Source organism: Paraburkholderia sp. (genome assembly GCF_049581445.1).
Classification (GTDB): Bacteria; Pseudomonadota; Gammaproteobacteria; order Burkholderiales; family Burkholderiaceae; genus Paraburkholderia.
The window spans coordinates 1-13,133 of record NZ_JBAURZ010000118.1; the positions used below are offsets into that span (position 1 = coordinate 1).

The 13,133-nt window shown below is 62.0% G+C and carries 14 protein-coding genes; 11 read left to right on the forward strand and 3 right to left on the reverse strand.

Annotated elements, in window-relative coordinates; translation table 11 throughout:
* Nucleotides 1-258: GntR family transcriptional regulator (locus WCA85_RS10780; protein ID WP_424063678.1), on the reverse strand; the 258-nt coding region annotated here is incomplete at its 3' end.
* Nucleotides 259-372: 114 nt separating this feature from the next.
* On the opposite strand from WCA85_RS10780, the gene WCA85_RS10785 reads away from it, so the two are divergent.
* The 3 genes from WCA85_RS10785 (at nucleotide 373) to WCA85_RS10795 (ending at nucleotide 3,148) form a co-directional block, all read left to right on the forward strand.
* Nucleotides 373-1,290: a DMT family transporter gene (locus tag WCA85_RS10785; protein ID WP_424063680.1), complete on the forward strand. Its 918-nt coding sequence runs from the start codon at nucleotides 373-375 to the stop codon at nucleotides 1,288-1,290.
* A 76-nt stretch (nucleotides 1,291-1,366) separates the two neighbouring features.
* The gene (locus WCA85_RS10790; protein WP_424063682.1) at nucleotides 1,367-1,951 is read left to right on the forward strand and encodes an N-acetyltransferase family protein; all 585 of its coding nucleotides are present in this window, start codon (nucleotides 1,367-1,369) and stop codon (nucleotides 1,949-1,951) included.
* A 261-nt stretch (nucleotides 1,952-2,212) separates the two neighbouring features.
* Nucleotides 2,213-3,148 (forward strand): mechanosensitive ion channel family protein, encoded by a 936-nt coding sequence (locus WCA85_RS10795; protein WP_424063684.1) that lies wholly within the window; start codon nucleotides 2,213-2,215, stop codon nucleotides 3,146-3,148.
* Here WCA85_RS10795 and WCA85_RS10800 read toward each other — a convergent pair.
* The gene (locus WCA85_RS10800) at nucleotides 3,123-3,677 is read right to left on the reverse strand and encodes a putative glycolipid-binding domain-containing protein (RefSeq protein WP_424063686.1); all 555 of its coding nucleotides are present in this window, start codon (nucleotides 3,675-3,677) and stop codon (nucleotides 3,123-3,125) included. The two genes, WCA85_RS10795 and WCA85_RS10800, sit on opposite strands and share 26 nt — an antisense overlap.
* Before the next feature lie 163 nt (nucleotides 3,678-3,840).
* Between WCA85_RS10800 and WCA85_RS10805 the strand changes: the two genes are divergently transcribed.
* The 8 genes from WCA85_RS10805 (at nucleotide 3,841) to WCA85_RS10840 (ending at nucleotide 11,846) form a co-directional block, all read left to right on the forward strand.
* Nucleotides 3,841-4,812, forward strand: a complete 972-nt coding sequence (locus WCA85_RS10805) for an urea transporter (RefSeq protein WP_424063700.1) — start codon at nucleotides 3,841-3,843, stop codon at nucleotides 4,810-4,812.
* Between the two features lie 111 nt (nucleotides 4,813-4,923).
* Nucleotides 4,924-5,700, forward strand: a complete 777-nt coding sequence (locus tag WCA85_RS10810) for a class II aldolase/adducin family protein (RefSeq protein WP_424063688.1) — start codon at nucleotides 4,924-4,926, stop codon at nucleotides 5,698-5,700.
* Between the two features lie 15 nt (nucleotides 5,701-5,715).
* Nucleotides 5,716-5,958, forward strand: a complete 243-nt coding sequence (locus WCA85_RS10815; protein WP_424063702.1) for a 4-oxalocrotonate tautomerase — start codon at nucleotides 5,716-5,718, stop codon at nucleotides 5,956-5,958.
* Nucleotides 5,959-6,273: 315 nt separating this feature from the next.
* The gene (locus WCA85_RS10820; RefSeq protein ID WP_424063690.1) at nucleotides 6,274-7,686 is read left to right on the forward strand and encodes a cytochrome ubiquinol oxidase subunit I; all 1,413 of its coding nucleotides are present in this window, start codon (nucleotides 6,274-6,276) and stop codon (nucleotides 7,684-7,686) included.
* Nucleotides 7,687-7,767: 81 nt separating this feature from the next.
* Nucleotides 7,768-8,772: a cytochrome d ubiquinol oxidase subunit II gene (gene cydB / locus WCA85_RS10825; protein ID WP_424063692.1), complete on the forward strand. Its 1,005-nt coding sequence runs from the start codon at nucleotides 7,768-7,770 to the stop codon at nucleotides 8,770-8,772.
* On the forward strand, nucleotides 8,747-8,914 hold the full coding sequence (locus WCA85_RS10830; RefSeq protein ID WP_424063694.1) for a hypothetical protein: 168 nt from the start codon (nucleotides 8,747-8,749) through the stop codon (nucleotides 8,912-8,914). The genes cydB and WCA85_RS10830 overlap by 26 nt, the downstream gene beginning before the upstream one ends.
* Nucleotides 8,915-9,862: 948 nt before the next feature.
* The gene (locus WCA85_RS10835) at nucleotides 9,863-10,654 is read left to right on the forward strand and encodes a hypothetical protein (protein ID WP_424063695.1); all 792 of its coding nucleotides are present in this window, start codon (nucleotides 9,863-9,865) and stop codon (nucleotides 10,652-10,654) included.
* Between the two features lie 385 nt (nucleotides 10,655-11,039).
* Nucleotides 11,040-11,846: a hypothetical protein gene (locus tag WCA85_RS10840; protein WP_424063697.1), complete on the forward strand. Its 807-nt coding sequence runs from the start codon at nucleotides 11,040-11,042 to the stop codon at nucleotides 11,844-11,846.
* A 108-nt stretch (nucleotides 11,847-11,954) separates the two neighbouring features.
* On the opposite strand, the gene WCA85_RS10845 is transcribed toward WCA85_RS10840, so the two are convergent.
* Nucleotides 11,955-13,133: FAD-binding oxidoreductase (locus WCA85_RS10845; protein WP_424063699.1), on the reverse strand; the 1,179-nt coding region annotated here is incomplete at its 5' end.

Consider the following 13,133-nt stretch of genomic DNA (forward strand, 5'->3'; position numbering starts at 1 on the left):
CCCCGAGACGAAAAAACCGGAGCCGCGCCGCGCGAGAAGCGCACCTTCGGCGACGAGACGGTCGTAGGCTTCGACGACGGTCGATTTGGACACGCCGAGCGTCTCGCTCATGGCCCGAATCGACGGCACGCGCGCGCCGGGCATCAGCGAGCGGCTGGCAATCCGCTCGCGCAAGCTGTCCATGACGGCTTCGACGCGCGTACGCGACGCGGCGTCGGTGTCGTTCGAGTTGCCCTTGCTTCTGGAAAAACTCACCATCTGTACTGCTCCATGTACCGTACAGTTTGCACGGATTGTACTGCTCCGTAGCTTACACTTTTTCCTCCGACGGAGGATGCTGGGGTTTTTATCTGCCGCCCTTCGGACCGTCCTATGAAACCCAATGCGACCAGCACTGCCCCACATCGCCGCCCCACCGACGGTTGGCTGAGCGGTCTGCTGGGCGTGCTGATCTTCAGCGGTTCGCTACCCGCCACGCGGATCGCCGTACAAGGACTCGATCCGATCTTTCTAACAGTAGCCCGCGCTGCCATTGCGGGCACACTTGGCCTGATCCTGCTGCTGGTGTTTCGTGGGGCCCGGCCGGCGCGGCGCGATCTGCTGCCGCTCGTGGTCGTAGCGCTTGGTGTGGTGGTCGGATTTCCGTTGCTGACCGCGCTCGCGTTGCGCCACATCACCGCGGCGCACGCGGTCGTGTTCATCGGACTGCTGCCGGTCGCCACCGCCATCTTCGGCGTGCTGCGCGGCGGTGAGCGTCCGCAGCGCGCCTTCTGGGTGTTCTCTGCCTTGGGCAGCTGCGCCGTGGTGGGCTTCGCGTTGCGCAACGGCGTGCACGCATCGCCGCTTGGCGACAGCTTGATGCTGGCCGCCATCGTGGTCTGCGGACTCGGCTATGCGGAAGGCGCGCGGCTTTCAAGGCACCTCGGCGGCTGGCAGGTGATCTCGTGGGCATTGGTGCTGTCGTTGCCGCTGATGCTGCCGCTCACGTGGTGGACCTGGCCCGCTTCATTCGCGGGCGTCAGTCAGGCATCACTGTGGGGACTCGCGTATGTGTCGCTGTTTAGCATGCTGATCGGGTTTGTGTTCTGGTATCGCGGCCTGGCGCTAGGCGGTATTGCAAGCGTCGGCCAGTTGCAGTTGTTGCAGCCGTTCTTTGGACTCTTGCTGGCTGCGCTGCTGCTTCATGAACAGGTCCCGCCAGCGATGATTGCCGTGACGGTGATCGTGGTGGCGTGCGTGGCGGGAGCGCGGCGCTTTGGCAGGGCAGCGCCGGTGCAGCGGGTTTTTTGACGGGCTTCAATTCGCGGCGCTCAACAGGCATAGTAAAGCGTTTCCGGAGAAGCTCCGGACAGCGACAGGAATGCGCATGAGCACCGCCAGCCAAACCCGCTCGAGTCCGTTAACCGACGCCACCGCCCTCCCCATGGTGCGCGACGCAACCGATGCCGACCTGCTCGCCATTCAGGCCATCTACGCGCAGCACGTGCTGCACGGCGTTGCTTCTTTCGAGGAGACGCCGCCTTCAGTCGACGAACTGCGTGGCCGTCACGCTTCTGTCTTGAGCCACGGCATGCCGTATCTGGTTGCCGAGGTCGAAGGCACGATCGCCGGCTATTGCTACGCGACGCCGTACCGGCCACGCGCGGCATATCGCAACACCATTGAAGATTCGATCTACATGGACCACGCGTTTCGCGGTCGCGGCATTGGACGCGTGCTATTGCAGGCGTTGATCGAGCGTTGCGAAACCGGCCCGTGGCGGCAGATGGTGGCGGTGATCGCAGATGGCGGCAGCGGCGGCTCGGCGTCGCTGCATCGCAGCCTTGGGTTCGAGGTGATTGGCACGCTCAAGGCGGTGGGCTTCAAGCACGGGCGCTGGCTCGATACCACCTTGATGCAACGCGCGCTAGGCACGGGCGACGCGGCTTTGCCCGACCCGCGACCAGTTTAGACTGCGGTCGATCGCCGGCTGCGCACGCGCCCGTCTCTTCCGACCCCGGTAAGTTGAACTGTCAAAAAGGTTGCTGCGGTAGAACTTTCCCTTTTTTGCACGGTCCCTTCTCCGCACGCTTTACCCGCGTTTTTTGTTCCGGATATCCGCCACCCCGGCGTAGCGCTCGCCTGATGCGAACGCACCCGGTGCCTAATCAATACCTCACGAACCGCGCCGCGCCCTATGCGCCGTCGCCTGTAATCAAGGACCGTCAAGGCCATGCAAAATCTTCTCGCCGAAATCCACCCCAGTCAGTGGACCTCACTCTGGGCTGGGCTCACCGCCATCTCGATGCACCTGTGCGCCGCCGCGGTCATCCTCGTGGTGGGTTGGTGGTTCGCGCGCCGGGTTGCCCGCTCGCTCAACCGCCTGCTCACGAGTCAGTCGCGTATGGACGCCACCTTGCGCCCGGTCCTTTGCGACACGACCCTGTGGGGCATCCGCGTGGTCGCGATTGTCGGCGCGCTGTCGCAACTCGGCATCGAGACGGCCAGCATCGTTGCCGTGCTCGGCGCCGCCGGTCTTGCCATCGGTCTCGCGCTGCAAGGCACCATGCAGAATATCGCGGCCGGCATCATGCTGTTGCTTTTGCGCCCCTTCAAGGTGGGCGAGTGGATCGAATCGGGTAATGGCACAGTCGCGGGCAGCGTCGAAGAAATCAGTCTGTTCACGACGCGCCTGACGAAGTCGGATGGCATTTGCGAATACGTGCCTAACAGTGCGCTGTGGAGCAATTCGATCCGCAACTACAGCCGCAATCCGACGCGCCGCCTCGATCTGGAAGTGGAAATCTCCGTGCGCGACGACGTAGACCAAGCGCTTGCCGCACTGCGAGCCCTGGCTTCGGCCGACCCGCGTGCGCTGTCAACCCCCGCGCCTCAAGTGATGGTGGCCCGTTTCGACGACAGTACCGTGGTGCTGAACATGCGTATCTGGGCCAATCTCGACACGTTCTGGGATATGCGCTGGGATCTCGCCCGCCAGGTTCGTCAGACGCTCACCGATGCGCAATGCGGGCTGCCGGTGCGCACCCGTGAACTGCATATCGTGCAAAGCACCGACGCCAGCCAAATGGCGCCCCTGCGCGCGTCTGTGGCACCAGGCGCCATCGCGCCGGCGAACCGCGCCGTCAAGGAGTCCGAGGCAAGCGCGTAAACAGCGTCGGATAGTCGATCACGAGGCCGTCATCATCGATTTTCAGATTGGCGGCAAAGCTGCGGAATAGCCCTTCGTAGCGATATTCGCGGTTCAGCTCGATACACGAATACGCCTGCTCGACCCGTGTGACCTGCAAATCCGGCGTGGCGATGTATGCCACGGCAATCGGCTGGCGCTCGCCTTGCGCAAGCTTCAGACGGCGGATTGGCAGCGTATTCGTGTATGGCGTAGCGGCAATATCGATGTCGATGCAACCTTCGATTGCCTTCAGCGTCTGGCCTTGGCCGTCACGCCAGTGACCTTCACCGTCGCCGTGCAGTTCCACTTCGCCGCCGCCAGCCACTTTGAGGAATGCGTAATTGACGCGCCAGCTCGGGTCGCAATGCACGCGGTAATAGAGACCATAACCCTTTCCATAGCGTTGCCCAACAACGGCACTTTCGACGAAAAATCCCTCGGCACGCGCATCGAATGCAAGATGTTCAATGCCCTCGCCCTCTTCTGATGCCCAACGAACTTCGCGCATGTCCTTGCCTCCTTCGTGATGGACCGCCGCAGCCGCGTTGCAAATAGCCACTATCAGCATGTGCGGATGCTCAGCCTGGCGCAGGTGCCCTATGCTGCCGGTTCACTATGAACTGACCGTGGCAGCTTCGCTCGATGCACAGCCGCGGTACCACCTTACCACCATGCACGCCGCATCCAATCAAGCCGAATCCGCCGCGCTGCGCACACTACTGCGCAGTCTCGGTCAGGTTGTTCTGCAGCCCAACGCGTTCACCGGCGCATGTCTGCTCGCGGCGTGGCTCATATGCGACCCACGGCTCGCCTGCGCCGCACTGACCGGCGCGATTGCGGCGAATATCGGTGCGCTGCTTGCCGGTTACTGTGAGAAGGATGCGCGTGACGGCCTGCATGGTTTCAATGGCGCGCTGGCCGGGCTCGCCGCCTACACCCTCGTGCCTAACGAAGCCACCTCCGCCGCGCTGGCGATTCTCGCCGGCTTCAGCACCGCATGGCTTTTGCAGCCGTGGTCGCGCTGGCTGCAGGCCCGCGGTTTGGTCGTGTATTCGAGTCCTTGCCTGATCGTTACATGGTTTTGGTTGCCATTCGTCAATGGCGGACCAGCGGCCGCTCCTGCCAGTCACATCGCACCACTTGCCCTACTGCCCGCTGGCGCGCTCTCAGGCCTGGCGCAGGCCGGCTTCGCCTACGGCGCGCTACCTGGCCTGCTGGTGCTCGGAGGGATCGCCGTCTCATCGCGCCGCCATGCGATGTGGGCGCTGGCCGGTTCCGTTATCGGCGGGGGTGCGCTTCTGCTGCTCGGCGCAAGTCCCGCTTCGTTCGACGCGGGCCTTTGCGGTTTCAACGGCGCGCTAACGGCAATCGCACTTGCCGAAAGCACGTGTGGCGCTGTGCTCTGCGGCATTCTGTTATCGGTCGGTCTACAACTGCTCGCACGACAGGCCGGACTGCCGGTCATGACGGCACCGTTCGTACTCGCCACATGGAGTGTGCAACGGTTGATGCGCCAACGCACCGCCAACGACCCGAGCCGCGCGGCGGATCAAAGAACCACAGCGGGAGCTCGTCGCAAGGTGGATCAGAAAAATGCCGCCAACCCTCGTCGCACGGCACCGACGGCAACCCGCACCGGTTAAGCAACGCGCCAACTGAACGAAGCGGCAACCTCAGCGAAACCGCGGCCTAAACAGAGCCGCAGCCTATACAACGCCGCAACCCAAACGAAGCCACACCAGCAGGAGATGCCCATGTCGTTCACCCACACGCCGGCCGCCCGGATTGCCGCTTCGGGGCCTTTCTCCGAAGCGGAGCAACAAACCCGCATCGATCTGGCGGCAGCGTATCGCCTCGCTGCGCTCAATGGCTGGGACGACCTTGTTTATACGCATATCTCGGCCAGTGTCCCGGAGGAACCGGGACACTTCCTGATCAATCCGTTCGGCCTCGCCTTCGACGAAGTCTGCGCGTCGAATCTCGTGAAGATCGATATCGCGGGCAACATCGTCGGTCCGAGCGAGCATCCAGTTAACGCGACCGGCTTCGCGCTGCATGCCGCCGTCCACGCGGCGCGCAGGGATGCATTTTGCGTCATGCATCTGCACAACACCTCCGGTATTGCCGTGTCGTTGCAGCCTGCGGGCTTGTTGCCTGCGTCCCAGCACGCGTTGCGTTTTCACGGACAGCTCGCGTATCACGATTACGAGGGACTGGCGTTCACACCTTCGGAGGGCGAACGGCTGGTCGCCCATCTGGGCACCTATCCGGCCATGCTCCTGCGCAATCACGGCACGCTCACTGCCGGTCGCACGGTAGCCGAAGCCTACGTGCTGATGGCGACGTTGATCAAGGCATGCGAGATCCAGTTGCAGGCCCAGGCAGCCGGCATGCCGCTCGTGATGCCGTCCGATTCGGTGGCGGCACGCACCGCAGAGCAACTGTTCGACGGCGGCGCCGTGGAAGGCGCGCTCGAATGGCCCGCATTGCTGCGCAAACTGGATCGGCTCGATCGCTCGTATCGCCATTGAAGCGCACGGGGGGGCATCGCCCCGTCCTTATCCTTACCGTTCGACCTCACTCTTGACCCAAGGAACAGCACTATGCCCACGTTTCACATTGAGCTCTTCGAAGGCCGCACGCTCGAACAGAAGCGAAAGTTTGTCGAAGCCATCACCAGAACGACCTGTGAATCGCTCGGCGTCGAGCCGAATTCGGTGGAGATCATCCTCACCGACGTGAAGCGCGAGAACTGGGCCACAGGCGGACGCTTGTGGTCCGAAGCATAGCGCAGCACCGGACACCCCTCCCTTCTGCCGCCAGGCCGATGCCAAAGCGCTCCCACCGCGCTGCTGCAGCGCGGTGTATTGACGCAGTTCCCAGACCGACGACCGCCATCGGCACTTTGAGAACATCAAAACAATCTTGATACACATCAACGATTTAGCGTCTTAAATCCGGGGTCACGCCTTTTCATGCGCGGCTTTTCGACGCATGGGGCGATGCAGCAAAATTCAGCGCATTCCCCTACTCTTGCGCCATCTGCACAGGCAGTGCGTGTCGACAGCGGTCGGCGCGCGTAGGTTGTTTCCGGCATCAAAGCTATGAACTCCGCACTCTCAGCATTTGACCTGGCGCGCATTCAGTTCGCGTTCACCGTTTCATTTCACATCGTGTTTCCAGCGCTGAGCATCGGTCTCGCCAGTTTTATCGCGGTGCTCGAGTGGCGCTGGCTCCAGACTGGTAAGGCGTACTACAAAGATCTGTGTCTGTTCTGGTCGAAGATCTTTGCAGTGGCTTTCGGCATGGGCGTCGTCTCCGGCGTCGTGATGAGCTATGAGTTCGGCACTAACTGGTCGGGCTTCTCAAGTTTCGCCGGCCCGATCACTGGTCCGCTCCTCATGTACGAAGTCATGACGGCGTTTTTCCTCGAAGCCGGGTTTCTCGGCATCATGCTGTTCGGCTGGCAGCGCGTGAGTCCACGCGCGCACTTCGGTGCCACGCTGTTGGTCGCCATCGGCACCTTGATCTCGACCTTCTGGATTCTCGCCTCCAATAGCTGGATGCAGACACCCCAAGGGTTCGACATCGTCGATGGCCACGTCGTACCGCTCGACTGGTTCAAGATCATTTTCAATCCGTCGTTCCCGTATCGCCTTGCGCACATGGCGCTTGCCGCATTCATCGTTGCGGGCCTCGTGGTCGCAGCCGTCGGTGCATGGCACCTGCTGCGCGGCCGCCGCGATCCGGCTGTGAAGAAGATGTTTTCGATGGCGCTCTGGCTGCTGTTGATCCTCACGCCTATTCAGGCCTTCGTCGGCGATCAGCATGGACTGAACACGCGCAAATATCAGCCGGCGAAGATCGCCGCCATCGAAGGCCTGTGGAACACCGAAAAAGGCGGCACTGCGCTCAATCTGTTCGGCATTCCCGACATGAAGGCAGAGACGACGCGCTACGCGGTTTCGATTCCGCACCTGGGCAGCCTGATTCTCACACATAGTTGGGATGGCGAAATTCGCGGGCTGAAGGAATTCCCGCCTGAGGACCGCCCCAATTCGACCATCGTGTTCTGGAGTTTCCGCGTGATGGCGGGCCTTGGCGTGCTGATGATCGTGATGTCGGCCACCGCCTGGGTGCTGCGCCGGCGCGGCAAGCTGTATGACGCAAAGTGGTTTCAGAAGCTCGTCGTGGCGATGGGACCAACCGGTTTCATTACGCTGCTGGCGGGTTGGATCACTACCGAAGCGGGCCGTCAACCTTGGGTGGTCTACGGTGTGATGCGGACCTCGCAGGCAGTGTCGCCGCTCACCACGCAGCAGGTGGGAATCTCGCTGATGGCGTTCGTGATCGTCTACTTCCTCGTGTTCGGCACCGGCATCTACTACATGCTCAAGCTGATGCGCTCCGGGCCAGCGTTGCCGGGTCTGACACCCGACGGCGTGCCGGACAGCACACCCGGCCACAACGGTCGTCGCCCGATGTCGGCCGCCGATCGGCTAATCGATGCAGCCTGAGTCCAGCACCGGCTTCAAGTCCCGGTTCGCAGCCCGGGCCATAAGCCGAACAACAACGCGTCAACCAGACGAGGCAGGAAAATGGATGTAACCGTAGTGTGGGCCGCGATCATCGCACTGGGCCTCTTCATGTATGTGGTGCTTGACGGTTTCGACCTGGGCATCGGCATCGTGTTTCCGTTCTTTCCCGATGAGAAAGAGCGCGATCTGATGATGAACACGGTCGCCCCCGTGTGGGACGGCAACGAGACGTGGCTGGTGCTCGGCGGCGCAGGACTCTTCGCCGTGTTTCCCGTGGTGTATTCGACCGTGTTGTCCGCGTTGTATCTGCCGCTGATCTTCATGCTCGCGTGCCTGATCTTTCGCGGCGTGTCGTTCGAACTGCGCGCCAAGGCGAACCGTACCAAACACCTCTGGGATCTGGCGTTCATCGGCGGCTCGACCGGTGCGGCGTTCTTCCAGGGCATCGTGCTGGGCGCGTTTTTGCAGGGCATTCCGGTGGTCAACGGCACCTACGGTGGCGCAGCGTTCGACTGGCTCACGCCGTTCAGCCTGCTAACGGGTCTCGGGCTCGTGGTCACCTATGCGCTACTGGGCTGCTGCTGGCTGATCGCCAAAACGGAGGGCGATCTGCAACGACGCCTGCATCGCGTGGTGTGGCCCATGACCCTGATCCTGCTTGGCTTCATCGCGCTCGTCAGCCTGTGGACACCGCTGCAAGACCCGAACGTGGCGCAGCGCTGGTTCGGCTCGGGCCTCTTCTATCGGCTGCTGCCGGTGCCTTTCCTCGTTGCGATCTGCGCGTACTTCATGCGCCAGGCGGTGCGCGAGCGCCATCACAAGACGCCGTTCGTGCTGGCGCTCGCGCTGGTGTTGATCGGCTACCTCGGTTTGCTGGTGAGTCTCTGGCCGTATGCGATCCCATCGAGCATGACGCTGTGGGAAGCCGCCGCGCCGCGTTCGAGCCAGATGTTCACCCTGGCAGGTGCAGCGGTAATTCTCCCCATCATCCTGACCTATACGACGATGGGCTACTGGGTATTTCGCGGCAAGGTGCGTCATGGCGACCAACATCACTATCACTAGGCAGACCGGCACATCCGCACGCTCGCGACTGCCCGGCTGGGTCTGGTTTATCGCGCTATGGTGCGTGGGCGTGGGCGGCGCGATGTCGCTCGGCTTTGCGTTCAAGGTTCTGATGAATCTGACGCTGTTCGCCGTGAAATAACGGCCGCACTCCGTTTTGCCGCGGTGGCGGTCAATTGTCAAACCTTGCGACGGCGCTTTAAAAATTAGCGGCGTGCCGCGTCTATGTAGCAGGCTGAGGCACTAACAGCGATTCGATACCACCACAGAAATGAGCGTGCGCACAACAACATAACGCCGGACCGGCAGCGCAGGAGACCAGTTCGCACGCCTTTACTGTTTGCCATGCCGATGGGGATCAGCACATACGAGCCGACCACGCGAAGCGTAGCGCCGGCCACCAGGGAGTCCCCGTTGCCGACGATCGGCCATACGATCGCGACATCGGGTTGAAGGAGTCTCGGCAGTGAAGCGTCAGCCTCGGGGAATATAGGGGCGCGCGTCAGCACACAGGGCCACGCTTGCCTCGGGTGGCCCGTCGGGGCGGATGGCGTTGCATAGGGGAGGCGCCATCCGTATCCGGCATGCTCGGAACGCCAGCCCGGCGGTTCACCGAGTGCATCGCACCGCCCTTGCGCCAACAGTCCGCCAACCTCTGTGTCGCTCAGACTCGAAACAATCCCGTCCAAGTCGCTCATCTGCACCGGAAATCGAAATACCGAACCAAGCCCCGCTGCGGAGCGTAGACGCAATAACCGCAGGCGGCCCGTCCAGCGTGCCGAAAACTCAGGCTGGCGCAGATTTGGCGCTTATGCCGATTCGAGGTTAGAGCTTCGGCACTAACGCCGGCCCGGCCCACCCCGAGAGCCCCGTCCCATGCGGGTTCATGGTGGTAAACCAACGCAGATTGGCCGAAGGCTTATCCGGCCGTTTAGCCGCCAACTACCACTTAATCCATATATGCCAAGCGGCTTGCAAAAACCATACTGCCTTCACTTTCCCGCGCGGCCCTAGGTCTTCGAGACCATTTCATCACCTGGCTTCCAGCCACTCCGCGCTCTCTGTGTCCCATCCTTCCCCGGAGGTTTTCATGGGCGCCGTACCGAGCCGCGAGTTCGTCCGTAATCTCGATGATGCAATCCTGCCTGAACTGTGGCGCCGCCGCACGCAGTTGTCCGATGACGAAATGGTCTCGATGGTCGACCTGGTCAAGCGGGCACTGCGCACCTATCATCCGCTCGAACTGCAAGCGCTCGGCGACGACAAGGAAGAACTCGTCGCCCAGTTCATCTTCGCCAAGGTGCTGCGGCTCGCCCCCGGCCATACCGACACCCACGCCTGCCCCGAAAGCGCACCCTCCAACGGCTACGCGTTGTGCGCCTATTTCCGCCGCTATCTGATCGACTGCCTGCGCAGCGCCGGACACCAACGCAACGTTTCGATGGAAACCGAAGGCGTGGAGCAGGAAATCGACCTGCGCGCCCACGCACTCGAAGACCCCATCGATAGCGTTCTGATGCAATACGGTCTCGACGAAGCCCACGTGCGCGCAGCCGCACGCACCTTCATCGAGGAACTCGACGAACCCGAGCGCATCGTGCTGGCCGGCAGCCTCGGCTGGTGCTCGGAATGCAAAGGCGGGTTGTCCGCCGTGGCGGCGCAGCATCGCGTGCCCTCATATCACTACCGCGCCGTCAAACTCGGTGTCACGATGAAAAAGACGGCCAATGCCATCGATTTTTCCAATACCAAGATCGGCCGCTGGCTCACCGACGCGCTCGGCATCGAAATTCAGCTCGACAACCGCGCCGCGATTCTGGTCGCCCTGAACCTGCTCGCCGCCGAATCAAGCGACAGCGAAATCAACGACGCGGCCGCCTGAATGCAATAGCGTCGAGTGGCGTAGCCCTTCCTTGTACCGGACTCCTGATCGTGTAGCCGCGACGGCAGATTGCGGCCTTCGATTTAAGAGCCCTTTATCCGGTGATTGCGTGCTATCTGGATGGGCATTTAGCCGATAACCACGCCTCATTCAAACGACCTAAAGCAATGCCAAGCAATTGTTTGCAAAGAATTTTCACGACAAACGGTTGCGATAATCTCTACAATGATCCCGGTCGTGTTCCGGGGGCGTCGCAGTCGTGTCGCAAGTGGCACGCTGTTGCCCGGAAGAGGTTTGCCGGAGCGGACGATCGGGGAACTGCGTCGGCGCTAGGCGCCTGATGCGGCATCAGTCCAATAACCTATTAGAACAACCCAATCACGCTATGGAACAGTTGACCTTTGGCGCTTGCGTCAAGAAAAGCTGGAGCAGCACCTGGCAAGCCATCGTGCAGATGCCTGGACTTCTTTTCGGTGCCGGTGTCGTTTTTGCCTGTATCGCCCTGCTGTCCGGCTCCTTCCACCATACGCCCGCCGAATCAGCCCAACTCGACGCCGCTACGCGAGCCGGCAACGGGTTGATGAGCGCGGCCTTATCGATTCTCCAATTTGTCGTGTCGGGCTGCCTGACCATCAAAATTCATCGTTTCGTTCTGCTCGGCGAAGGCAGCCAACCGCTCGTGCCGCTTGGTGGCAAACCTCTTGCCCGCTACACCCTCTTCTCCTTTTGCCAGGGACTGCTGGCCGCTCTCTTCGCGCTAGCCGTCGTGCTCCTTGTGGCTCTCGTGCGCCGCCACACAGGATCTGGACTCGGATTCATGGCTGTGATGGCGGTGCTCCTTTTCGTGTACGGGTTCGTCGCACTGCGTTTGTCCCTGCTCTTTCCCGCCATCGCGCTCGGCGCCCGCCTGAAGCCGCGCGCAGCATGGAACGATAGTCGTGGTCATTTCTGGAGCATGTGGGCGGTGAGCGTCGCCTCGGCACTGCCGCTGCTGTTGCTCACCGTGCCTTTCCTGATCCTGACTATCCACCACAAGATAGCGGCTGATCAGCAAGGCTCGTCCGGCGTTTCTATCGGACTGGCGCTCATCAACGCACTCGTCACCGTGCTGCTCGTCGTTCTGGTTGCCGCAGCCCTGTCCTGGCTTTACCGGCGCTACGCAGACCAGTTGCGCGACCACGTCGCGCAGTAACGGGGGCTTACCGGCGAACGCGCTAGTTGAGTTGGCCCGCTCAACGCTCGGGTGTTGGCGCGGGCCACCAGACGTTCAAGTCTGATGCGCTTAAGGTGAGTCCCTCGCTCAAAACAGCTTGCCCGGATTCAGAATCCCATGTGGGTCAAGCGCCTGCTTGATGGCACGCATCGCAGCCAACTCCTCCGGCGAGCGCGAGATGGGCAAGAACTCGCGCTTGAGCGAACCGATCCCGTGCTCCGCCGACACTGAGCCGTGCAACGGTCCAAGCATGTCATAGACGAACGCATAGACCGCGTGATGCTCGACGCCTGGTACCGAATGACCATCCACGGTGAGGTGCAGATTCGAATCGCCGATGTGGCCGAAGAAATACGACTGGTTGCCCGGCCATTTCGCATCGAGCGCAGTACGGCACGCGTCGACGAACGTGCCAATCTGACCAATCGGCAAGCTGACGTCGAAGTTGATCGGGTCAAGGCGCACCGGAAACTCCGCCGTGCATTCGCGCACCGCCCATAATGCACGCGCATCGGCCATCGATTGTGCGATCACCGCATCGCGAATGGTGTGCGCTTCAAGGGCTTCGTTCAGCGCGCCGGCGAAGCGCTCACCATCGTCGGCGGCATCGAAGCTGGTGTGCTCAATCAATGCATACAGCGGGTGACTCTCCGCAAACGGCGATCGCGTGCCGGTCAGCGCTACGCCGAAGTCGTAGAAGTCCGGCCACATGATCTCAAACGCGCCGATATCGTTGCCAAAGCGCGTTGCGAGGCGTCTTAACAGACCGACCGCCGCATCGTAATGGTCAAGCGCGACCAACGCCGTATGCCGAGCCGCGCGCTGCGGACGCAGGCGCAATACGGCGCGCGTGATCACGCCGAGTGTGCCCTCGGAACCGATGAACCAATGCTTCAGGTCGTAACCAGTATTGTTCTTGACCATTTTGCCGAGCGAACTCAACACGTCGCCATTGGCCAGCACGACTTCGAGACCGAGCACCTGATCGCGCGCAGTGCCCGACTGGATCACACGATTTCCGCCCGCGTTGGTGGCGAGGTTGCCGCCAATCTGACAGGAGCCGCGCGCGCCGAGATCGAGCGCGAGCTCGAAACCCGCTTGCGCGGCGGCCTCCTGGGCAGTCTGCAAGGTGGTGCCGGCCAGCACGGTCATGGTCGCTGAAGCCGGATCAATTTCCTCGACGCCAGCCAGCCGCTCGAGTGATAGCGCAATGTCTGAGGCGCGGGGGATCGCGCCGCCCGCCAGCCCCGTCATGCCGCCCTGTGG

Bases quoted from the DNA above. Each gene is read 5' to 3' on its own strand.
- WCA85_RS10785 (WP_424063680.1), top strand. From the start codon at position 373: ATGAAACCCAATGCGACCAGCACTGCCCCACATCGCCGCCCCACCGAC.
- WCA85_RS10790 (WP_424063682.1), top strand. From the start codon at position 1,367: ATGAGCACCGCCAGCCAAACCCGCTCGAGTCCGTTAACCGACGCCACC.
- WCA85_RS10795 (WP_424063684.1), top strand. From the start codon at position 2,213: ATGCAAAATCTTCTCGCCGAAATCCACCCCAGTCAGTGGACCTCACTC.
- WCA85_RS10800 (WP_424063686.1), bottom strand. From the start codon at position 3,677: ATGCGCGAAGTTCGTTGGGCATCAGAAGAGGGCGAGGGCATTGAACAT.
- WCA85_RS10805 (WP_424063700.1), top strand. From the start codon at position 3,841: ATGCACGCCGCATCCAATCAAGCCGAATCCGCCGCGCTGCGCACACTA.
- WCA85_RS10810 (WP_424063688.1), top strand. From the start codon at position 4,924: ATGTCGTTCACCCACACGCCGGCCGCCCGGATTGCCGCTTCGGGGCCT.
- WCA85_RS10820 (WP_424063690.1), top strand. From the start codon at position 6,274: ATGAACTCCGCACTCTCAGCATTTGACCTGGCGCGCATTCAGTTCGCG.
- cydB (WP_424063692.1), top strand. From the start codon at position 7,768: ATGGATGTAACCGTAGTGTGGGCCGCGATCATCGCACTGGGCCTCTTC.
- WCA85_RS10830 (WP_424063694.1), top strand. From the start codon at position 8,747: ATGGCGACCAACATCACTATCACTAGGCAGACCGGCACATCCGCACGC.
- WCA85_RS10835 (WP_424063695.1), top strand. From the start codon at position 9,863: ATGGGCGCCGTACCGAGCCGCGAGTTCGTCCGTAATCTCGATGATGCA.
- WCA85_RS10840 (WP_424063697.1), top strand. From the start codon at position 11,040: ATGGAACAGTTGACCTTTGGCGCTTGCGTCAAGAAAAGCTGGAGCAGC.